Origin of the sequence: Nostoc sp. WHI (genome assembly GCF_015714725.1) — a bacterium.
GTDB lineage: Bacteria > Cyanobacteriota > Cyanobacteriia > Cyanobacteriales > Nostocaceae > Nostoc.
Window position 1 is genome coordinate 14,592 of record NZ_WBKM01000282.1, and the last position, 20,195, is coordinate 34,786.

At 40.4% G+C, this 20,195-nt stretch carries 22 protein-coding genes and 1 pseudogene; 12 read left to right on the forward strand and 11 right to left on the reverse strand.

Annotated elements, in window-relative coordinates:
• The first annotated feature begins 14 nt into the window (after positions 1-14).
• Positions 15-659, forward strand: a complete 645-nt coding sequence (purN, locus tag F8S12_RS28700; RefSeq protein WP_196519696.1) for a phosphoribosylglycinamide formyltransferase — start codon at positions 15-17, stop codon at positions 657-659.
• A 249-nt stretch (positions 660-908) separates the two neighbouring features.
• Here purN and F8S12_RS28705 read toward each other — a convergent pair whose 3' ends face one another.
• The 6 genes from F8S12_RS28705 to F8S12_RS28730 all read right to left on the reverse strand — a co-directional run bounded on the left by F8S12_RS28705 (position 909) and on the right by F8S12_RS28730 (position 5,631).
• Positions 909-1,505 carry a CPBP family intramembrane glutamic endopeptidase gene (locus F8S12_RS28705; protein WP_196519674.1) on the reverse strand — a complete coding sequence of 199 codons (597 nt, stop codon included), beginning with the start codon at positions 1,503-1,505 and terminating at the stop codon, positions 909-911.
• A gap of 108 nt (positions 1,506-1,613) precedes the next feature.
• Positions 1,614-2,678 (reverse strand): DUF3326 domain-containing protein, encoded by a 1,065-nt coding sequence (locus F8S12_RS28710; protein WP_196519675.1) that lies wholly within the window; start codon positions 2,676-2,678, stop codon positions 1,614-1,616.
• Between the two features lie 216 nt (positions 2,679-2,894).
• Entirely contained in the window at positions 2,895-3,074 is a 180-nt protein-coding gene (locus F8S12_RS28715; RefSeq protein ID WP_196519676.1) for a hypothetical protein, read from the reverse strand.
• 133 nt (positions 3,075-3,207) lie between these two features.
• Positions 3,208-3,525, reverse strand: a complete 318-nt coding sequence (locus F8S12_RS28720) for a 2Fe-2S iron-sulfur cluster-binding protein (protein ID WP_196519677.1) — start codon at positions 3,523-3,525, stop codon at positions 3,208-3,210.
• A 181-nt stretch (positions 3,526-3,706) separates the two neighbouring features.
• Positions 3,707-4,594 (reverse strand): hypothetical protein, encoded by an 888-nt coding sequence (locus F8S12_RS28725; RefSeq protein ID WP_196519678.1) that lies wholly within the window; start codon positions 4,592-4,594, stop codon positions 3,707-3,709.
• 5 nt (positions 4,595-4,599) lie between these two features.
• Positions 4,600-5,631, reverse strand: coding sequence for a DGQHR domain-containing protein (locus F8S12_RS28730; RefSeq protein ID WP_196519679.1), 1,032 nt, complete (start codon positions 5,629-5,631; stop codon positions 4,600-4,602).
• Between the two features lie 181 nt (positions 5,632-5,812).
• Here F8S12_RS28730 and acnB point away from each other — a divergent pair, with 181 nt between their 5' ends.
• The 4 genes from acnB to F8S12_RS28750 are packed head-to-tail and all read left to right on the forward strand — an operon-like array spanning position 5,813 to position 9,369.
• Positions 5,813-8,443 carry a bifunctional aconitate hydratase 2/2-methylisocitrate dehydratase gene (acnB, locus tag F8S12_RS28735; protein WP_196519680.1) on the forward strand — a complete coding sequence of 877 codons (2,631 nt, stop codon included), beginning with the start codon at positions 5,813-5,815 and terminating at the stop codon, positions 8,441-8,443.
• Positions 8,444-8,500: 57 nt separating this feature from the next.
• Positions 8,501-8,947, forward strand: a complete 447-nt coding sequence (locus tag F8S12_RS28740; RefSeq protein ID WP_196519681.1) for a DUF29 domain-containing protein — start codon at positions 8,501-8,503, stop codon at positions 8,945-8,947.
• 13 nt (positions 8,948-8,960) lie between these two features.
• Positions 8,961-9,161: a type II toxin-antitoxin system HicB family antitoxin gene (locus F8S12_RS28745; protein WP_230968341.1), complete on the forward strand. Its 201-nt coding sequence runs from the start codon at positions 8,961-8,963 to the stop codon at positions 9,159-9,161.
• Between the two features lie 58 nt (positions 9,162-9,219).
• Positions 9,220-9,369: a type II toxin-antitoxin system HicA family toxin gene (locus F8S12_RS28750; RefSeq protein WP_196519682.1), complete on the forward strand. Its 150-nt coding sequence runs from the start codon at positions 9,220-9,222 to the stop codon at positions 9,367-9,369.
• Here the strand turns inward: F8S12_RS28750 and F8S12_RS28755 are convergent.
• Positions 9,352-9,951: an endonuclease NucS domain-containing protein gene (locus F8S12_RS28755; RefSeq protein WP_196519683.1), complete on the reverse strand. Its 600-nt coding sequence runs from the start codon at positions 9,949-9,951 to the stop codon at positions 9,352-9,354. The genes F8S12_RS28750 and F8S12_RS28755 overlap by 18 nt on opposite strands.
• A gap of 345 nt (positions 9,952-10,296) precedes the next feature.
• On the opposite strand from F8S12_RS28755, the gene F8S12_RS28760 reads away from it, so the two are divergent.
• The 5 genes and pseudogenes from F8S12_RS28760 to F8S12_RS28785 all read left to right on the forward strand — a co-directional run bounded on the left by F8S12_RS28760 (position 10,297) and on the right by F8S12_RS28785 (position 12,583).
• Positions 10,297-10,716: an endonuclease domain-containing protein gene (locus F8S12_RS28760; RefSeq protein ID WP_196519684.1), complete on the forward strand. Its 420-nt coding sequence runs from the start codon at positions 10,297-10,299 to the stop codon at positions 10,714-10,716.
• Positions 10,717-10,857: 141 nt separating this feature from the next.
• On the forward strand, positions 10,858-11,109 hold the full coding sequence (locus F8S12_RS28765) for a hypothetical protein (protein ID WP_331001459.1): 252 nt from the start codon (positions 10,858-10,860) through the stop codon (positions 11,107-11,109).
• 271 nt (positions 11,110-11,380) lie between these two features.
• Positions 11,381-12,219: pseudogene (locus F8S12_RS28775) on the forward strand (transposase).
• Complete coding sequence (locus F8S12_RS28780) at positions 12,192-12,335, forward strand: hypothetical protein (protein WP_196519699.1); 144 nt, start codon at positions 12,192-12,194, stop codon at positions 12,333-12,335. The pseudogene F8S12_RS28775 and the gene F8S12_RS28780 overlap by 28 nt, the downstream one beginning before the upstream one ends.
• Positions 12,336-12,352: 17 nt before the next feature.
• Positions 12,353-12,583 carry a type II toxin-antitoxin system MqsA family antitoxin gene (locus tag F8S12_RS28785; protein ID WP_196519685.1) on the forward strand — a complete coding sequence of 77 codons (231 nt, stop codon included), beginning with the start codon at positions 12,353-12,355 and terminating at the stop codon, positions 12,581-12,583.
• A gap of 34 nt (positions 12,584-12,617) precedes the next feature.
• On the opposite strand, the gene F8S12_RS28790 is transcribed toward F8S12_RS28785, so the two are convergent.
• The 3 genes from F8S12_RS28790 to F8S12_RS28800 all read right to left on the reverse strand — a co-directional run bounded on the left by F8S12_RS28790 (position 12,618) and on the right by F8S12_RS28800 (position 16,080).
• Positions 12,618-12,764 (reverse strand): hypothetical protein, encoded by a 147-nt coding sequence (locus F8S12_RS28790; RefSeq protein ID WP_196519686.1) that lies wholly within the window; start codon positions 12,762-12,764, stop codon positions 12,618-12,620.
• 37 nt (positions 12,765-12,801) lie between these two features.
• Positions 12,802-13,890 (reverse strand): TIGR03032 family protein, encoded by a 1,089-nt coding sequence (locus F8S12_RS28795; RefSeq protein WP_331001460.1) that lies wholly within the window; start codon positions 13,888-13,890, stop codon positions 12,802-12,804.
• 477 nt (positions 13,891-14,367) lie between these two features.
• Positions 14,368-16,080 (reverse strand): diflavin flavoprotein, encoded by a 1,713-nt coding sequence (locus F8S12_RS28800; RefSeq protein ID WP_196519687.1) that lies wholly within the window; start codon positions 16,078-16,080, stop codon positions 14,368-14,370.
• A 21-nt stretch (positions 16,081-16,101) separates the two neighbouring features.
• Here F8S12_RS28800 and F8S12_RS28805 point away from each other — a divergent pair, with 21 nt between their 5' ends.
• Positions 16,102-16,392 carry a hypothetical protein gene (locus F8S12_RS28805; protein ID WP_196519688.1) on the forward strand — a complete coding sequence of 97 codons (291 nt, stop codon included), beginning with the start codon at positions 16,102-16,104 and terminating at the stop codon, positions 16,390-16,392.
• A gap of 219 nt (positions 16,393-16,611) precedes the next feature.
• Here F8S12_RS28805 and F8S12_RS28810 read toward each other — a convergent pair whose 3' ends face one another.
• Positions 16,612-18,351: a diflavin flavoprotein gene (locus F8S12_RS28810; protein ID WP_196519689.1), complete on the reverse strand. Its 1,740-nt coding sequence runs from the start codon at positions 18,349-18,351 to the stop codon at positions 16,612-16,614.
• A 563-nt stretch (positions 18,352-18,914) separates the two neighbouring features.
• Here F8S12_RS28810 and F8S12_RS28815 point away from each other — a divergent pair.
• Positions 18,915-20,192 (forward strand): AAA-like domain-containing protein, encoded by a 1,278-nt coding sequence (locus F8S12_RS28815; protein WP_196519690.1) that lies wholly within the window; start codon positions 18,915-18,917, stop codon positions 20,190-20,192.
• Positions 20,193-20,195 lie beyond the last annotated feature (3 nt).

Genomic DNA, 20,195 nt, shown 5'->3' on the forward strand with positions numbered 1-20,195 from the left:
CTCTTCTTGCTGTTATGACCTTCCGCCCTGATTTTACCCCTAGCTTGGTTTCTCCCAGTATTAGCGATGTTTGCCAACAAATCACTCCTTTAAAACTGGGAATTATGGCTTCTGGGAATGGCAGCAATTTTGATGTAGTTGCCCAAGCTATCCAAGATGGACAGCTAAATGCCCAAATTCAAGTTTTAATTTACAATAACCCCTCGGCTAAAGCAGCTCTAAGAGCAACCAATAGAGGTGTAGAAGCTGTTTTGTTGAATCACCGCAACTATAAAAGCCGCGAAGAGTTTGACGAGAAAGTTGTGCAGACATTGCGACATTACGATGTGGAATGGGTAATTATGGCAGGTTGGATGCGATTGGTAACATCAGTATTAATTGATGCTTTTTCTGATAAGATTATCAATATACATCCCAGTTTGTTACCTAGTTTTAAGGGAATCCATGCCGTAGAGCAAGCCTTGGCATCTGGGGTAAAAATCACTGGCTGTACTGTGCATATAGCTTGTTTAGAAATGGACAGTGGCCCAATATTGATGCAAGCCGCAGTCCCAGTACTGGCGAATGATACACCAGAAACGCTCCACGCCAGAATTCAAATTCAAGAACATCGAATTTTACCACAGGCGATCGCTTTAGCAGCTGACTCGTTAAAATAATGTGTGTATTAGGCGCATATTTTCAAATGATTTGTCACAAAAAACACCACATAATCGCCTAGCACTGGTACATAACATGGTGCGTTAAACTAAGTAAGTAGGTGAGAATAAATCAAAAATGTAAAAAATCTTGAGATAAGTTTGTAGTGTGGGCTTCAGCCCTCAAATTAGGACTAAAGTCCTTACTACAAACCTTGAATTATTCACACCGCTCTACTTAAAGCCGTAACGCACCCTAAAAAAAGATTTTTAACTTTTAATGGCCGACAATTGCCACATTTTCCACAAGTAGCTAGAAATCCAATTTGTCACGATGTGGGCGACAATCGGCACTAATAAGTTGCCAGTGATTAGGGCACTATATGCCAGTATCATCCCGACAATCGTTGCCCAAATCACATAAGGCCATTGTTGGGAACCGCTAAAATGCAATACACCAAAACAAAGACTTGATACAATAACAGCCAGATGATCAGAACCTAAAGCTGGCAATATCACACCTCTAAATAATAATTCTTCACTCAACCCCGGTAGTAACCCCAGCCAAATTAAGTCTGGTAAAGCTAAAGGCTTTAGTACTACTTCTAGGTAATAATCTGCACTTTTACGGTAGGCAGTCCAAAGGCGATAAGCCAAGCCACTTAAGGCGGTGATGACGAATCCCAATCCTACACCCAACAGCAACTCTCTTTGGTTTAACTTCCAGGAGAATAGGGAAAAGTTGCCAAAGTATAGCCATAGTTTAGCGACTATCAATAAAATAATTGCAGTCGCTCCCATTGCCCCAAGTACTTGGATGCGTGTCAGGTATGGAATTTCTGGTTTTTGCTTTTGTTGTTCAACCACGAGTTTTTAAGGAAGTGGGCAGGGGGCAGGGGGCAGGGGGGAATGCTTTGTAGCTGTAATTCAGGTAATTAGTATGAATTCTAACTTTTAACTCCTAACTCCTAACTCCTAATTACTGGCTACTGACTGCAAAGGTAATAATTTGGGATGGAGAGCAGACGGATTGATACCTGCTTTATGTGCTGCTAATACACCCACTGCTTCTAAATATGAGTTTACCTGTATAGATTTGATCCCCAAGGGTTGGGGAGGAACTTTTATAAGAGTTTTATTTTCTTCTACGGTAATTATTTGGCATCGTCTTTGGCTTAAACTTAGTAAGGCACTGCTACCACAAGCAGTTGCAGGTGCGATCGCAGCATCTACTTGATCTGCCCAAATATCTTCTTGTTGAAATGTGCTTAACTCCTTATCTACTATGAATTGTGGGGCACGACTCAAACCGACAAGGACGCACGGCAAAAAGGTATAGCCCAATTCTTCGGCGGCGGAACGGGGAGATAAATCAGGTTGTGGAGGTTCGCTCAAAAGGGCGGGAGAATGGGCGCAAGGAATTTGAAAGGTTCGCACTAGCAAATGGCTAATTACGGCTTCTGCACCCGCTAAAGGATCAACGCCTTCACCGTGGCGGTATTTCTGTACTGCTTCCTCATCTAGATCATCGGGGAAACGGGCAACAACTGCGATCGCTTCTGCCCCCGCTTTTTTAATTAATATCTCAGCTGCCCGTAACAAGCTATCTGGATTCCCAATTGTCCCCCAACTTGCTCCCGATGGTGCAGTCCGTAATTCTACATTTAATGGTGCATCAGTAATTACGTAATCTGTTAAAGTCAATCCCAGAGTTGCTCTGACTGCATCTGCTGCTTGTATATGTCTTAGCCGCAACTCTGGCTCAATAGCTTGGTCTAAAAGCAAACCTACTTTGTTAATTCGGACTGGACGCAAACCCCAGCATCCAGAGGCGAATTTGTCAAGTCCGTAACCTTCAACATAGAAAGCATTTGGAAGGTTCCAGTACAAACTTGCGCCATTGAGGACATTGGGGTGAGTAATAAGGCGATCGCAAACTTGTGCCATAACTTTGGCAACAGGCAAAGCATCTCCAGCATAACCCCCAATGGCAGCCCCAACGCCAGTTGGTACAATTAAGATAACAGTGTATGGACGCATATTGAGTGATGAGTGCTGAGTGCTGAGTTATGAATCAGAAACCATCAAATACTAACTCACGCTGTGTACGACTTTCTCTCAAACCTAACCCCAACCCCTTCTCTTGCAGGAAAGAGGAGCAAGAATCAAAGCCTCTCTTTTCTCTTTGGGGGAGAGGTTTGGAGAAGTATTCCAATAATAAGTCGCACATCGCGTTAACTCCCAACTCAGCACTCATTACTTAGCACTCTTTATAACAACTGCTTCAACTGTAGCTTTTTGTTGTTCAACGTTCATAGAGGTAATTGCCCAACGAAGAGGTTCCCCCTGTTTGTTCAACTCTGTTTCAATTGCTTTTAGTAACTCTGCGGGAGTTTCTTGTAAATCAATTTCTGCGGTGATAAAATGAGTCGTCATGGTTGTAAATCCTGTTGATTTATAGTTTCTATAATAGCTGATATGAGGTACAACAAAATACTTATGTTATTTATTAGCTTTGATAATGACAGTTATCAATAATCAAACCATATACTGATAACTGTTGACTTTATTAGTCTTTACCAAATTGCAACTGATAGACTACTTCTTCTTTTTCCGTCTGAATTTTTAAATCAGAAAGGGGTTTGGCAATACAAAGCAATACATAACCCTGCTTTTGCAAATCTGAACTAACGCCCATACCATCAGTTTGATCGACAGTTCCCTCAGTTATTTGACCGGCGCAAGTTGTGCAAACACCTGCATGACAGGAGCTTGGCAAATCCAAACCAGCAGCATCGGCAACTGATAAAATAGTTTCATCTTCAGAAACTTGCAATGTATGAATTTTGTCTTGGTGATGAATTTCTACGGTGTAAGTTTTGGGCATATACAAAAGAAGCGTGTTATGGAGTACAAGTTAATTATTTTATCTGAATCAAGGGATACGCTAACACATATCATCTTACACCAAAGAGCGATCGCACACACAAACCCACTTAACAAAGTATCTCTCCTCAATTTTCATAATCAGGTTAGATAAAAAAGTTGATTAGATTAGCAATATTCTGTTAAACTTCATCTTTTTCTACAAGTTCTGAATCAAAAATCAACCAATCCTGAAAGTAGCCCTTAATCCATTCACTCACATCAGGATACTTGTCTTGAATGGCTTTTAATCTATTTTTCATATTCCTTTGATAATAACTCTGGTATTCTATATTTCTGATAGCGATAACATTTAAGGTATAACTTAACATCCTTAATCTTGCCATAGCCAATTTTAAGTTTCTGCGAGAATAATTAGGTATTCTTGAATCTTCTTTATCTTCCTTAAAGGGACAATATTGATTATCTATAATAATTTTATGAAACTCTTGAGTATCTAAATCTAACTCATAAAAAGCATCTGGAGAAATTTCATAGTTAATTCTATTTCTTATTTCCGATTCATTACCTAAGTCAAAAGATTTAATTCCAATAGTCCAAAGCCTATCAATTCCTTTACGCTTTCCAAAATCGCTAAAATTTTCAAAAAATCGTTTGAACTGTCTTTGATGTTCATCTGCTGAATTAGCAATACCTTTGATGTGAATATTCTTTTTTTGATAATCTTTTTCTTGACAATCTACAGATCGAGACACCCAAGTTGTAAAGTTAAGTTGTGTTCTGTTTAAACCTTGGATTAAGAAAAAATTAGAATAATAGGAAGTAACAAAACCCCAACTGAAATATCCTTTTTTGATTAAATGGTCAGTAGAGCAAATATTTAAAATAGCTTTGGATAAAAGTTTTTCAATATCAGTCAATATATAATTGTTTGCATTGGAGATAATAAATCCTTTTTCATAATCTTCCTTAGATTTATATAAATCTTTCAAATATTCTTTAAAAGAGAGTTTAGCATCACCATTACAGTTGCTAAAAGCAATAGCAATTTCTTCAAACGTTAATGACACACTTTCTAATCTCCAATCATCACCACAAAATCTTCACGAACCGCATTTTTTAATCGGCTAATCATCATTTCACCGACTTTTTCTTGCGCTTTAAAACCTCCCCCACTAGGTAAGTTCTCTTTATTAAACTTAAAATCTTGAATCAACTGAAGAACTTTAATTGTATTTTCAGTATTAAACATTTGATATTTTTGTATAACCAGATTAAAAATCTCATAGAATGCTTTCATAATACCACAAAATCCAACTGTTTTCAGAATGTAAGATTTTGGATCATCCCATTGTTCTAGAAACACTGCTTTAATAGAACGAAAGTAGATTTCAAAAACTTTATATTGTTGCTCAAAACCTAATGTAGCAAGTTTGCCTGTTCTGGGTTCTACATAATCCTTAGTTTGGTTAACAAATTCACTTAAAGATATACCAAGTCCAGCGTCTCCTGTTCTTCTGATTAATTCATACAAAGGACTTTCATCTGTCTCATTTAATCTAGTTGCAATTTCTGTTGCTCGTCTTTCTGCTGTAACTCCTTCTTCATCAAAATTTTCAATATCTCCTTCTAATAAATTAAGTAGGTCTAAATAAAGAGATGCGGGAACACCTTTTTGAGTCTTATTAATTTTAATAAACAGTCGAGCTTGTTCCTTAACAGATAATCCTAAAGTAGCAACTACCATTAATGGAAAGTCAGGGTTTGCCTCATAACAACCTTTTATTCGATGCTGACCATCTATGATCAGCCCCAGAGATTCTGTGTTATTTAAAGTTAATAATTTATCATTTTCTAAATAAGAAAATTTACCTTCATCAATATTTACTAAGATAGAATTGGGTATAATACCTTGCTCTTGATTAATGTAATTTTTTATTTCTTTAATTCTAGGCTTAGAAAAGGATCTTTGGTATCCTAATGTCTTGTCAGAAATTCTCTGGGACACATCAAAACGCTCATAAATCATTTGAACAGTAGTGATAAATAAAAGCATAGGTATATTATTTTGAATTACTTTAAATGCTGGAATTTCTATTTTGCTCATAAAGAGTACAAATCTTGATAACAGGTATTGCTTCTATTCTAATAGAAACAGATTAGAATATTATACAAAAGCGTTTAACCGTAACCCTTGAAGCAATAAAACTACGGTAAACTTTTATCACTAAACCCTGGCCAAAACTCCCCCTTGTTAACGGGAAATCACCCCACTGGAGAACATAAAAATGCTGGAATCATACCGTAAACACCTTGCCGAAAGAGCAGCACTGGGAATTCCCCCCTTACCATTAGATGCAAAGCAAACATCTGAACTGTGCGAATTACTGAAAAATCCGCCAAAGGGTCAAGAAGATATATTATTACATCTATTGAGCGATCGCGTTTCTCCTGGTGTAGATCCAGCAGCTTATGTCAAAGCTGGATTTCTTAGTGCCATTGCCAAAAAGGAAATCACTAGTCCCTTAATTTCGCGCATAGAAGCGGTGCAATTGTTAGGGACGATGGTAGGTGGTTACAACGTGCAATCTTTAATCGATTTGCTGCAATGGCCTACTGTATCCCTCTCAGACTCATCTGAAACACCTCTAGTCATGGGTGGACAAGGAAAGGAACCCATCGCCGCCTATGCCGCCAACGCCTTAAGCAAAATCCTCTTGGTGTATGACGCTTTCCACGATATTTTAGAGTTATCTAAAACCAATCCTTTCGCCAAGCGGGTGATTGACTCTTGGGCGGAAGCTGAATGGTTTACAATTCGTCCAACACTACCAGAAGCGATTACTGTCACCGTTTTTAAAGTTCCTGGCGAAACCAATACTGACGACTTATCCCCCGCCCAAAGTGCCACAACTCGCCCAGATATTCCCTTACACGCCTTAGTGATGTTAGAGTCACGGCAACCGGGAAGCTTGGCAACCATTGGCGAACTGAAGAAAAAAGGGCATCCTGTAGCTTACGTGGGGGATGTAGTTGGTACTGGTTCCTCGCGGAAATCTGCTATCAACTCAGTATTGTGGCATACAGGAAATGATATACCTTTTGTGCCAAACAAACGCGCTGGGGGTTATATTTTAGGTGGTGCGATCGCGCCAATCTTCTTTAACACAGCAGAAGATGCCGGTGCTTTGCCTATCCAGTGCGATGTCAGCAAACTCGAAACCGGCGCGGTGATTACCATCCATCCCTACAAAGGTGAAATCACCAACGAAATAGGCGAAATCATTTCCACCTTTGCCCTCAAACCTGATACCATCTTCGATGAAGTCCGCGCAGGTGGACGCATCCCTTTACTTATTGGACGTACCCTCACCGATAAAACTCGTCTTGCACTTGGTTTGGAACACAGTACAGTTTTTACCCGTCCTCAGCAAGCCTTTGATACAGGCAAAGGCTACAGCTTGGCACAGAAAATGGTAGGTAAAGCTTGCGGATTACCTGGTGTGCGTCCCGGCACATCTTGCGAACCCATTATCAGCACCGTTGGTTCCCAGGATACCACAGGCCCCATGACCCGCGACGAATTAAAGGAACTCGCCTGTCTTGGTTTCAGTGCAGACTTAGTGATACAAAGTTTCTGCCACACAGCAGCTTATCCCAAACCAGTAGACATCCAAACTCATCACGAACTTCCCGACTTCTTTGCCTCCCGTGGCGGTGTCGCCCTCCGTCCCGGTGATGGTATCATCCACTCTTGGTTAAATCGGATGCTGCTACCCGACACCGTGGGAACTGGCGGCGACTCTCACACTCGCTTCCCCTTAGGTATTTCCTTCCCCGCCGGTTCTGGATTGGTAGCCTTTGCAGCAGCTTTGGGTGTCATGCCTTTAGATATGCCAGAGTCAGTATTGGTAAGATTTAAAGGTGAATTGCAACCAGGTATCACCCTGCGGGATGTCGTGAATGCCATTCCCTACGTCGCAATTCAAAAAGGTTTGCTGACAGCAGAAAAGCAGAACAAGAAAAACGTTTTCTCCGGGCGAATTTTGGAAATAGAAGGTTTGCCAGATTTAAAAGTTGAACAAGCCTTTGAACTTACCGATGCTAGTGCCGAGCGTTCTTGCGCCGGATGTACAATTAAGCTGAGTGTAGAGACAATTTCCGAATATCTGCGTTCTAATGTCGCGCTGTTGAAAAATATGATAGCACGGGGCTATCATGATCCGCGTACCATGCTGCGCCGTGTGGCAAAGATGGAAGAATGGTTAGCAAATCCGGTGTTATTAGAAGGCGATGCCGATGCTGAGTATGCCGAAATAATTGAAATTGATTTGAACGAAATCAAAGAGCCAATTGTTGCTGCTCCCAATGACCCGGATAATGTTAAATTATTATCGGAAGTTGCTAATGATCCAGTACAAGAGGTATTTGTCGGTTCTTGTATGACGAATATTGGTCATTATCGGGCAACAGCGAAAGTTTTGGAAGGCGCGGGTGAAGTGAAAACTCGCCTGTGGATAGCACCACCAACGCGGATGGATGAACACCAATTAAAAGAAGAAGGTGTGTATAGCATTTTTGGGGCTGCGGGTGCGCGTACAGAAATGCCAGGATGCAGCTTGTGTATGGGTAATCAGGCGCGAGTTGCTGATGGGACAACAGTGTTTTCTACCTCTACCCGCAACTTCAATAATCGCATGGGTAAAGATGCGCGAGTATATCTTGGTTCAGCAGAATTAGCCGCAGTTTGTGCGCTGCTAGGACGGCTTCCTACAGTGCAGGAATATTTGGATATTGTGGCGAGTAGAATTGAGCCTTTTGCAGATGATTTATATCGGTATTTGAACTTTGATCAAATCCTCGGTTTTGAGGATGAAGGGCGAGTTATTTCTAAGGAGGAGCAGGCTTTGTTGGTATAGTTTAATTAGGTGGGTGTTATGCCCACCTAATTTTTAGCATTTCCAAGAGGAATATTAATGACCAGTTCATCTTTTATCAATGAAAAAAATCTTTATGAACAAGATTTTTACTTGTGGACGCAAACACTTGCCCAGCAGTTAAAAGAAAATAATTTTAATGAAATAGATATACCTAATTTAGTTGAAGAAATTGAAAGCATGGGGAGAAGCGAAAAACGCGAGTTAAAAAATCGATTAATTGTGCTATTAATGCACTTGCTGAAATGGCAATATCAACCAGAAAAACGTAGTGAAAGTTGGCGCAGTACCATTTCTGAACAGCGTATCTGTATTGAAACATTATTAGAAGATAGTCCTAGTTTGCAACCTCTACTTGTAGAAGTATTTGAAGATTGTTATCAAAAAGCTCGTCTAAAAGCATCTGAGGAAACAGGGATTAAATTAAATTTCTTTCCTCAAGAATCTCCTTTTACATTAGAAGAAACCTTAAAAAATAGTTATTAAGTCGGAGGAAAGAATGAATTTTTACACCGTTGTACTCAGAAAAAGTTCTGGCTATTGGGTTGCTTTATGTTTAGAAAACGGCATTGTCGGGCAGGGAAATATTCAAGAGGATGCAGTTAATAAACTGAAAGAAGCAATTGAATCCTTTCAACTGGTTTATGAGTCTGAAAGTAATATTTATAAATCTACCGTTTCAATAGATGAATTACATTAATTTTTATCTTTTGAAGGAAAAGAACAAGATTTAGAGATAGATGAATTAAGAAAGGTTTATGCCTAAAAATATACCTTCCCTGAAACCAAAGGAGTTAATTAAGCTTTTAGAACAAGCAGGTTGCACATTTCATAGAGAAGGAAAAGGCGACCATTGTTTATATACTCGTGAAGTTGAAGCTAAAGTTATTTTAATTGATTCTTTCTAGCCATATTTGTAATGCCTTGTCAACTAGAGATTTAATATCATCAACAAATATTCCCTGTTTGAAAAAGCTGCCTTTATTTTCTGAAACAGTATAAAAAATACGATTAAAGAATTTTTCCCAAAATATACTTCCTTCTTTCACAGGAGCATATCGCTGATATGTAAGATATTCTTGCGTTGAATCAATTTGCATTCTAGCAATAGTTTTATTTTGGCGGTTGGGAATAATTAGCCATAGAAACAATAGTATCTTTTTCGATTTTCTATCAAAACAGAACTGAATTTCTTCATCATAATTAATATTAGTTTTTAAAGGTTGTTCTTCTAACAAATTGTCATAATAGCGTGTAAGTTGATTAATCACATATCTATCTTCTGTATTTTTCAGTTCAATAATAGCTAGTTGATTATTTTCTCCTGTTGCTAAGATGTCACAAATTTCTCCTTTTATAGATAATTGGCGCGTTAAGGGCTTTAGTTCAAATATTTCTTCTAAATTATCCCAAACAAAAGTTTCTAATTCAGACTCATCAATAAATTTCCAGCCCTGATCAGTTTTGCGTAATGCCACATTCTTTTCCATAACAATAGAATAAATAATAATATGTAGAAATTAAATTTGAGGTTTGAAAACTTAGCGAGACTAAAAAACAACCTTTACAAGGCTTTTATCTGATAGATAGTTCAAATATCAAACAGGAGGTATTTATTTAATTTATACTAAAAATTATCTAATGTCCTTATTTGGTATAAGCAAAGATAGTGAACTGCGATCGCACCCTCTCACTTTGCACACAGACCTAACCCCCCAACCCCCTTCCCTACGAGGGAAGGGGGAGAAATCCGGCTCCCCTCTCCGCGTCGGAGAGGGGTTGGGGGAGAGGTCACACATAATATAAAGATAAAAATCTATTTTCCTACTTTATAAATGAATAATCCAACACCCGAAGAATCCTATCCATTGAAAAAAGAGGGAACTCGCAATATTGTAATCGGATACAAAGTAGATTTAGTTAAAGTGCAACGTGCCAAAGAACTTCGTCAGCAAATGACACCAGAAGAAAAAATTCTTTGGCAACATCTTCGTGCTAATCGCCTGAATGGTTTGCACTTTCGCCGTCAGCAAATTATCAATGGCTTTATTGCAGATTTCTACTGTCATGCAACTGCATTAGTGATAGAAGTAGATGGCAAAATTCATGAACAACAAGCCGAATATGATGCAGAACGTGACAAAGTTTTGTCAGCTAGGGGACTGCGTTTGTTGCGAATTAAAAATGAAGAAGTGAGACACGAACTTGATAAAGTTTTGATGCGTATTTCCACAGTTTGTTATGAAAAGACCTAACCCCCAGCCCCCTTCCCTTGTAGGGAAGGGGGAGAAATCCGACTCCCCTCTCCGCTTCGGAGAGGGGTTGGGGGAGAGGTCAATCCATGCGATCGCGATAAACTGTTAAAATCTAATTACCTGACACCAAAAATTTCACAGGTGAATATCAATAGATTTTTACAAATAGGAGTTATTAAAATGCTTGAAGTTCACAAAAATTATGTTCTCGACGAAAATCAACGACCTATTGCTGTACAAATTCCTATCGCTGAATTTGAAAAAATTGAAGAAATTCTTGAGGATTACGGTTTAGCAAAACTCATGGAGGAAGTAGAGAAAGAAGAACCACTATCAAAAGAGGAAGCACTAAAATATTATCAATCACTAAAAGAAGAAAATGTGGCAAGTTGAATATACCAAAAGGTTCTTGAAAGAACTTGCTGATTTACCGATTGAGATTCAAAGCCGTGTAGAATCTATCGTGTTTCAAGAACTTGAATCAGAGAATCCATTTGAATTAGGATATCTTAAAAAGCTGAAAGGCTATAGTGATAAATATAAGATTCGAGTTGGTGATTATCGTATTGGTATTACTCTTGATCAAGCAACATTATTGTTAATTTATATAAATATAACAATAATATTTTTTGGTGTATTTATAGTCGTGGTCAACAAAAAAGATATTAAAATTTTAACAGAACTTCTTGGTTTAGAGAATGTCAAAGTCATATCACATCGTCTTCATGGTGGGATTGGAATTATTTTACAAACCGAATCGAAAATATCAAATAGTATTTGTCCTAAATGTGGTGCAAAAAGTCATAAATTGCATCAAAATCATCGATACATTGTTAAAGACTTACCCTTTGGAGACAAACCAGTATTTTTAGAAATTAATAGGCGACAATTCAAATGTGATAAATGTAAAAAACCGTTTAGCGTTCGCGTAGCGTCTCGTAGAGAAGACCTAGATTTTGTGAGAAGAAAAAGGACTTATACAAAACGTCTTGCACACAAAATAATACAAGAAGTTTTAGAAAACGATATTCATAGTATCGCCTCAAAAGGAATAGTGACAACAGAAGAGATAGAACGTATCTTAAAGGATGCATCAGAAGAATTATCAGATTTAAAACCTTTAAACTTAAAAAGACTTGGGATTGATGAGATAGCTCTGGTTAAAGGAAAGGGGCACTACTGTGCAGTACTAGTAGATTTAGATACATCAAATCTGATTGCAATTTTAGGCGATGTCTACGACGGGCTACGCCTACGCACACAAAAAGTGATAGGCGAAACCCTTACACAATGGGGAATTGAAGTTTTAGAACAAATAGAAGAATTCAGGAGTGCTGAGTGCTGAGTACTCCTGAATTTGATAATGGGACAAATAGTGGTGTGGTTGAAGGAATTAATAACAAACTTAAACTGATTAAACGTTCTGGTTATGGATTTAGAAACTTTGAAAATTTCAGAGTTAGATGTTTATTAAATTGGCAGAACGTCAAAAAGATAAAGTGACAGCAGAATCTAAATATCGCATTAGAGGTTTAACTCTTGATGCCGAAGAAGTTGAGATAAATGCCAAGCTAAGTCCGAATGGAAAACTTGTTATTATTACTGTATACATACCCTAATACCAGGAAAGCGGCAAATGCTGTGTGATATTTGTGGAAGTGAAGGTGTCAAAATCCGCCGAATTACTAGAACTTACGGTAAGGGTAAAGACCTGCTAGTAATAGAAAATATTCCAACGATAACCTGTACTCATTGCGGTGAAAGTTATTTAACTGCTGAAACTCTTCACAAAATTGAACAAATCAAAACTAACCGTAAAAAATTAGCTGTGGAACGTCCTGTAGAAGTGGCTAGTTTTGGATCATGAATAATTGCCAAAATTAAATATTACTTCAGCTCGTTTAGACAATGGTGAAATTAGCAGCAATCAACGTTGTAGGATTAATCCCAGTCAAAGTTACCAAAACTTCATCAGTAGCAGTAACGATGATTTTGTTACTCAAAGACCCAGCGATCGCAAAACCATTGTTGCCATCAAGATTAGACAAGTTGAAAACTGCTAGATTAGGTGCTATTGCTGTTGAATTATAGATTTTGATCCGATCCCACCGTCACTACCCGCCGAATTTCATCGCTACGAAACCCGATCGCCATTGGATGACGTACACCCAAAAGTGCTACCACGTCGTACAATTCCAGTACCACCCCCTCCATTCGCAGAGAATGAACAATATCACCGCTCCTCAAGTCAATTACCAGTAACCCACAGCGAGGCTCAACGTTTTTCTGTTGCAATTTCTCGTCTAGAGGCAAGCCACTGAAGGTTTTATTATGCCTGGGTTGGGAAATTCCTACTATTGCAAAGTCACCATGAAATGCACAACCGCGCAGATATCCTGGACAGAAAGCGACTGGTTCAAACACTCCCCGCTTTAAGTCGGCAAAGCCAAACTCTCCCGCCCCTGAGTTGAGCAGCCAAAGTTTTTCTTGATGCCATCGGGGAGAGTGGGGCATAGACAGCCCCCGCAACACAATTTCATTGCTTTCTACATCAATGACACAGCCCCCATTTACCCGATGCTCCCGCCAACCTTCTGCAACGTCCGATTGGCTGACAGCAGTGACATATTTGGGTTTTCCTGACTGCATTGCCAACCCATTTAAGTGACATCTATCTTCCGCCGCTAGCTTGCTGATAAAGGTTGGCTGCCACAGGGGAACGAAACTATGGGTTTCGCTGACTGTTCCGAGACAACTAAATAAAGTATTGACAAATACTAATTTTTGTGATCCTAAATATTTCTCTTCTGCTTTACTCAACGCGATGTCATGAATATCCAAATCTCCTGTCACATAACCCACTTGAGGCAAATAGAGAGCATCGTAGCCTTGGTGGTTTTGTCCGGGTTGAATAATGTTTTCAAATCGCCACAGTTGGTACAGGGAACTCATGTAGAGGCTGTTGCCATTGGCATACAACCCCATGCACCGCTCAAAGGTGCGTTCAAACACGGACAATTTGCCGTTTGGTTGCAAGCCGATGAAGAACAACTTTCCGGCTTGATAGGTAGTGAAGGACAAACTAAGGTTTTGCTCATACAGCCAAGCGGTAAACTGGCGAGAAGCGTTGATTTCTAAAGATGGTTTGTCGATGGTGCTGTCACTGGGATTCACTTGGCACAGGCTCCTTAATAACTCTGGTGTTCGGTAGATAAGAATTTCGTCGCAGGGCAGAAACAACCTTTGACTTGATGCTCCTACGTTGGGCGGAAGCTAGGCAATACGCCTGCGATCGCACTCACGACAGTTTGTAGCCAATGGTTGCTCATTTCAGAAATCTACCAGAGTGTTGTCGGAGTCCCTTTAAAACAATAGATGGTTTTGTAATCTAAAAGTAGATTGTGTATAATCTAAAACTTAAAAAACCTCGAACATCGGTCTAAAGATAGAGACTCTAGTAACACATCCTTGGGTAACAGACGCGATGAATCGCGTCTCTACAAGCCGCATTCTTTTTTAAAATTGGTTATTATCGACAAAAAAACTGGGATGGCAAGATGCCTATCCCACAAGAAAAAGATAATTTTTGTAATCAAACGCCTTGGCTATATTTGAGCTAAGGCGGTTTCGTTAGGTCAAACTTCTCACTATTTAATAATGAGTGCCTGTTTTACGATGGTTGATGGCAGTCACGGCATCAGGTTTGAGTAATTTACCTTCGTCCACAGTTGCATACACAACCCAGTGATCGCCACATTCCAGGCGTTGATTAACTGAGCATTCTAAATATGCGGAAGCGTCGGTGAGGACGGTACAGCCGTTGTCCGCAACTGCTGTATTAAAGTTGGCAAATCGATCTTCCCCAGGCGCGAAAGATTTGCGGAAATGTTTCATGTAATCTTGATGATTGCCTTCAGATAGAATATTTAAGGCAAACTTACCGCCTGGATACATCAAAGATTCGATCGCTCGGTCTTTAGCGATGGCAATGGTAAGTCCAGGGGGATTAAAGGTGGCTTGAGAAACCCAAGCGCCTAACATTCCGGTGGACACTTCTCCAAGTTTCGCTGTAATCACGCACACGGAACCAACAATCCGACCCACAGCTTGTTCTACTGGAGTCGCGGCTTGTTGTGGTACCCGCACCTTTTTAGCTTTTTTCAGCGCTTGGGCAAAGTCTGTGCCTACTTCTTCGCAGAGCTTGAGCGTAACTTCATCAGGTTTAAACTTGACCTTCAGGGTGTCAAAACCAAAGCGATATCCAGCATCCCGAAGTTTACCTTCAATTAAATCAAATGCTTCGCCGCTCCAGCCATAGGAACCAAATACCGCAGCAAGTTTGCTGTTGTCACCGCTCGATAACACAATACCTAAAGCAGTATGAATGGGAGTTGGCGCATGACCGCCGATGGTGGGTGAACCGATGATAAAACCGTCTGACTGTGCTAGGTTGATGCGAACTTCATCAGGAGTGGCAAATTCGCAGTTGATCGATCTTACTGCGACTCCACCTTTAGTTAGTCCCAGAGCGATCGCTTGTGCCAAAGTCGCCGTATTTCCGTAAGCTGAAGCATAAAGTAGAGCAACAGAAATCTCGCGATCGTTGTGAGAACGGCTCCATTCTCCATAAGCTTTGGTAAGTTCGATTAAGCTGGTGCGTACCAATGGCCCGTGACCCACAGCATACATTCTCACCTGCAAATCTGATATTTTCTCCAAAGCTGCTTCTACGTGGGGAGCTTGGGGAGCCATCAGGCAGTTAAAGTAGTAATGCTGGTCTTCTTTAAGCGCTTCCCAGTTATCATCAAACACTTCATCGCCACAGAGATGAGTTGCAAATAACTTATCTGTGTAAAGAATTTGGGTTTGCTGGTCATAGGTACAAAGTCCTTCTGGCCAGCGTGGACTAGGAGTGGGGAAGAATTTTAAAACATGACCTTTGCCTAAATCTAGAGTTTCTTTCCCCCGCATCACTAAGACGTTCAAATCTTTCTCTAAGAAAGCAGCACGCAAATTGTTTGCACCGGGAAGAGAACAGACAAAAGTTACCTGTGGTGCGAGTTCTAAAATTGCTTTGAGAGTTGCAACTCGGTTGGGATTAAAATGACCCAGGATTATATAATCCAAATGTTGCAAATCTACAGTCTGCTGTAATGCTTCTAAATAAATTTCGGTAAAGCTTTCTGGCGGTGGATCAATAAGTGCGGTTTTATCAGCTTCAATTAAATAGCAATTGGAGGTAGTACCTCTTTCAAGTGCATATTCAATTTCAAACCGCAGACGTGACCAACTACGTGCTCTGATAGCTTTAGTATTTGTAGCAATTGGCAGAACTTGTACGTCGCGTGGCTTGGAATTGGGCATAACTGTTTTAAAGTTGGGGAATTGGGCATTGGAGAAAATGAGGGAGATGAGGAGAATGAGGTTCTGAGGCTGAAGCTTGAGCCTTTTAACCTCGACGTTGAGCCTTTTAACCTCGACGTTGAGCCTTTGAGCCTCGACGTTGAGCCTTTTAACCTCAACGTTGAGCCTTTGAGCCTCGACGCTGAGCCTTTTAACCTCGACGTTGAGCCTTTTAACCTCGAAGTTGAGCCTTTTAGCCTCGACGTTGAGCCTTTTAGCCTCGACGTTGAGCCTTTGAGCCTCGAAGTTGAGCCTTTGAGCCTGAAACTTTAAGTTCCAACTATCCCCTTCATCTCTCAATAAGGTTCGGATAAGACTTGATCCCCCCAACCCCCCTTAAAAAGGGGGGCTAAGAATGGATAGCTTTTTAAGGCTTGCTCAGAATGGATGGCTCTATTTCCCCCTTTTTAAGGGGGACTAAGGGGGATCTTTAAGGACTATGCACTAACCAAACCGTATTGACTCAGCACTCATAACTGGGCACTGTTTCGATTAATAGTAATTACCTACTTTGCGATGGCGAACGGCTGTCAATCCATCGTTTTTGGAGACACGGCCTTCTTCGACGGTGCAGTATAAAATCCAGTGGTCGCTGCATTCCATGCTGCTCTGGATTTCACATTCGATGTACGCTAGAGCATCAGTTAGAATTGGGGAACCGTTTTTCGCGGTTTGAGTTTTCACCCCAGCAAATCGGTCAGCACCGGGATGCAAACGCTTGAGAAAGTGCTTTTTCAATTCTTGATAATTGCCTTCTTCCAAAACGTTGAGGACGAAGCGATCGCCTACTTGCATTAAGGAATCAATGGCGCGGTCTTTGGCAACGGCAATTGTCAATCCTAATGGTTGCAAACTCGCTTGCGTTACCCAGGATGCCAGCATTGCACTTGACACATCTTCTTTTTTAGTAGTGACTATATACAGTCCACTACTAATGCGACCCAGCGCCTTTTCCATGTTGACATCAAGGGACTTGATTTGCTTGATGTTGCGATCGCGCACTAGCAATTGTCCGAAGTCTTTACCCGCTTCTTCACACAACTGGAATGTTGATGCGGTAGGAGCTTCTCTAATCCGAATCGCTGGGAAAGCTTCTTTAATGCCAGAGTCGATAAACTTTCTGCGGAGTGTATCAATGGGTTCATCATCCCCACCGTAACATTCAAACAGCCCAACCACTTGCTTGTTCTTAGCGACAGCTAGCAGCGAACTGATACTAGCTTGGGCGGCGGCGGCGGAAGTCGGGGGCATACCAATAATGATCCCAGCTGCTCTCCCGGCTAGTTCTTGGATTTCTTGGCTCTCAGCAGTACTCAAATCCAGGACTTCTACCCCAACTCCGGTTTTCAGTATACCTTCGGCGATTGCATGACCAAGGCGTTCGCCGTAACCGTAATCTGAGACAAAAAACAAGCCAACTGTTGTTTCTGCTTTAGCTTGTTTTTGGCTCCAATTTTCGTAGCACCCGGTTAGAACATCTAGATGATGGTATAGTAATGGCCCGTGACCGTTGGCGATAATATTAATCTTCCCTAGATCACCCATCCGCTTCATCGCATTCAGCAGCGAACGAGAATTAGGGCCCATCAAGCAGTCGTAGTAAAATCTAAAGTCAGCTTCGATCGCTTCTAAATCTTCGTCGAAGGTGCGATCGTCACAAAAGTGCATCCCAAAAGCATCGCAGGTGTAGAGAATTTGGGTTTTGCGATCAAAGCTAAAGATTGTGTCCGGCCAGTGCAGATTAGGCGCACTCACGAATTCGATTTCGTGTCCTTTGCCGATATCGATGCGATCGCCTGTTTTTACAACCCTCTTCGAGAAAGGATCGTGCACTAAACCTTCTAAAAATTGCAGCGCAACTTTTGAGGCTAAGACGGTGGCTCTAGGAGCTAATTGAAGAACATCTTCCACCAAGCCGCTATGATCTGGCTCTGTGTGGCTGACAATTATGTAATCAATTGTTTTGGGGTTGACAAGACCTTTTAGAGTCTCTAAATACAGATCGCGAAACTTCTGGTGAGAAGTATCAATCAAAACTGTTTGTTCGCCCCTAATTAGATATGAATTATAGGTTGTGCCATTTTGCAGTCCGAATTCGATATCGAAGCGATCGCGGTCCCAATCAAGAGAGCGAATCGCCGTTGTGTTAGGGGCAATTTCTACAGTTTGTATAGTTAGCCGATGTTGAACGTTCTCTGCGTTGGCCTTGTCGGTCGTAGACATCGCTACCATTATTCGTCTCCGAGCGCAAATTAACAGGTTTTTTCTTTCCCCATTGTCACTATTATTTTTTTTTTAAGTTGTAATCAATAGTAGTTTTTCAAAAAAACAACTTGTATCAATTGTTGCTTTTTCTAGTAAAGTTTTTAACTCAAAAAATCTACTAAATATTAATTCAACTAAAATACACAGTATGTATTTTATGGTGCTATTTTTTAATATCGGTTTCTAATCCAAAAATATCATGTATCTCATATCTTGTTGAGCATAAAATTGTAATAAAAAGCATAAATTATGCAGCCGATGTATCTGAAAATCGAAAGGATCAATTCCCAACTTCTTAAAAAAAGTCGAGAATCTTTACTGTTGAGAAGTTTTTGTACAGTGCTTATCCCGCACTATGCGAATGTTAGCATGGAATAAATTTTGTAAACACGGAATAGCATTACAGTAGAGTGCTTACGGCGAAAAATTAAAACAAATTTCTGACTTATAACTGAGTTATAACTGATTTTTATGGTAAGGCAGGAAACAAACTGTATAATTTGAGCATCTTGCCGCTCAAAAACATAGCAATGTCACGCTCAGTTATAGTTCGCAAAGATTGTATCCAAAAAGTCAAGTTGGCTGTCAAACGTTGTGGTTATCTACGCCAAAAAGATTTGGCTGACGAGTTAGGATGTTCTCTCGCCACTGTTAGTAACTTCCTCAACGGCAAACCTGTTGATTGTTGGTATTTTCAAGAAATTTGTCAAAAGTTGGGACAGGAATGGCAAGCGATCGCATATCTTGACTACGACGACAACAACAGTAAAACTGAAGAGGCGATCGTTTTGGCGTTTCCCGATAAGTCAGAGACGGACTTTATGTATGTGGAACGCCCTCCTATTGAATCTCTTTGCTACGAGATACTTTTGCAACCGGGGGCTTTATTGCAAATTAAAGCACCTGGCTTGATGGGTAAGACATCTTTAATGGCTAAAGTTTTACAGCAATTAGCAAAACGGGGATGTCGAATTGTCCCTTTAAACCTTCATTATGCAGACCCAGAAGATTTTAGCAACCTGGATAGATTTTTGAAATGGTTCTGTATTAGTGTTGGTCAAACTCTGGAAATGCCGAACAAACTTGCTGATTACTGGGATGAGCAATTTTCTACCAGCAAGGTAAACTGCAAGATATATTTTGAAAAATATTTGTTGGCTAAAGTAGAAAGTCCTCTGGTGCTATGGTTGGATGAAGTGGATCGGATTTTTCCACATCAAAAAGTAGCTGCCGACTTCCTGGGACTTTTGCGAGCTTGGCACGAAGAAGCAAAAATTCGCTCTATTTGGCAAAGACTACGATTGGTAGTTGCTCACTCTACAGAAGTCTACGTTCATCTGAAAATTAATGAGTCACCATTTAATGTTGGGGAATCAATAGAATTACCAGAATTTACCTCTGAACAAGTCCAGAATTTAGCTCAACAGCAGGGACTCTCTTGGAATTTGACTCAAGTTCAACTGCTGATGGATATGGTGGGTGGACATCCATATTTAGTGCAGCAGGCTTTCTCTCATCTGAAAAATAATCAAAGTATTACCCTCCAACAAATTCTGCAAACTGCTCCCACAGAAGCGGGAATTTATAGCTCCCATCTGCGGCGATATTGGTGGGTAATTCAACAGCATCCAGAATTAGCGGCGGTGCTGAAAAAAGTTTGTATGGCAAATACGAGCGTGCGACTAGAAACAATGCAAGCATATAAATTGCACAGCATGGGACTAATAAATTTATCGGGAAATGAGGTAACAATTAGCTGCAAATTGTATCGTCAGTATTTGTGCGATCGCTTAATCTCGTCAGACTGAAAT

What these genes read in the sequence shown, in the direction of transcription:
- purN (WP_196519696.1), top strand. Translation starts at nt 15, where the DNA reads ATGACCTTCCGCCCTGATTTTACCCCTAGCTTGGTTTCTCCCAGTATT.
- F8S12_RS28815 (WP_196519690.1), top strand. Translation starts at nt 18,915, where the DNA reads ATGTCACGCTCAGTTATAGTTCGCAAAGATTGTATCCAAAAAGTCAAG.
- F8S12_RS28750 (WP_196519682.1), top strand. Translation starts at nt 9,220, where the DNA reads ATGCCTAAAAATATACCTTCCCTGAAACCAAAGGAGTTAATTAAGCTT.
- F8S12_RS28755 (WP_196519683.1), bottom strand. Translation starts at nt 9,951, where the DNA reads ATGGAAAAGAATGTGGCATTACGCAAAACTGATCAGGGCTGGAAATTT.
- F8S12_RS28745 (WP_230968341.1), top strand. Translation starts at nt 8,961, where the DNA reads ATGAATTTTTACACCGTTGTACTCAGAAAAAGTTCTGGCTATTGGGTT.
- F8S12_RS28810 (WP_196519689.1), bottom strand. Translation starts at nt 18,351, where the DNA reads ATGGTAGCGATGTCTACGACCGACAAGGCCAACGCAGAGAACGTTCAA.
- acnB (WP_196519680.1), top strand. Translation starts at nt 5,813, where the DNA reads ATGCTGGAATCATACCGTAAACACCTTGCCGAAAGAGCAGCACTGGGA.
- F8S12_RS28720 (WP_196519677.1), bottom strand. Translation starts at nt 3,525, where the DNA reads ATGCCCAAAACTTACACCGTAGAAATTCATCACCAAGACAAAATTCAT.
- F8S12_RS28740 (WP_196519681.1), top strand. Translation starts at nt 8,501, where the DNA reads ATGACCAGTTCATCTTTTATCAATGAAAAAAATCTTTATGAACAAGAT.
- F8S12_RS28730 (WP_196519679.1), bottom strand. Translation starts at nt 5,631, where the DNA reads ATGAGCAAAATAGAAATTCCAGCATTTAAAGTAATTCAAAATAATATA.
- F8S12_RS28800 (WP_196519687.1), bottom strand. Translation starts at nt 16,080, where the DNA reads ATGCCCAATTCCAAGCCACGCGACGTACAAGTTCTGCCAATTGCTACA.
- F8S12_RS28785 (WP_196519685.1), top strand. Translation starts at nt 12,353, where the DNA reads ATGCTGTGTGATATTTGTGGAAGTGAAGGTGTCAAAATCCGCCGAATT.
- F8S12_RS28760 (WP_196519684.1), top strand. Translation starts at nt 10,297, where the DNA reads ATGAATAATCCAACACCCGAAGAATCCTATCCATTGAAAAAAGAGGGA.
- F8S12_RS28715 (WP_196519676.1), bottom strand. Translation starts at nt 3,074, where the DNA reads ATGACGACTCATTTTATCACCGCAGAAATTGATTTACAAGAAACTCCC.
- F8S12_RS28710 (WP_196519675.1), bottom strand. Translation starts at nt 2,678, where the DNA reads ATGCGTCCATACACTGTTATCTTAATTGTACCAACTGGCGTTGGGGCT.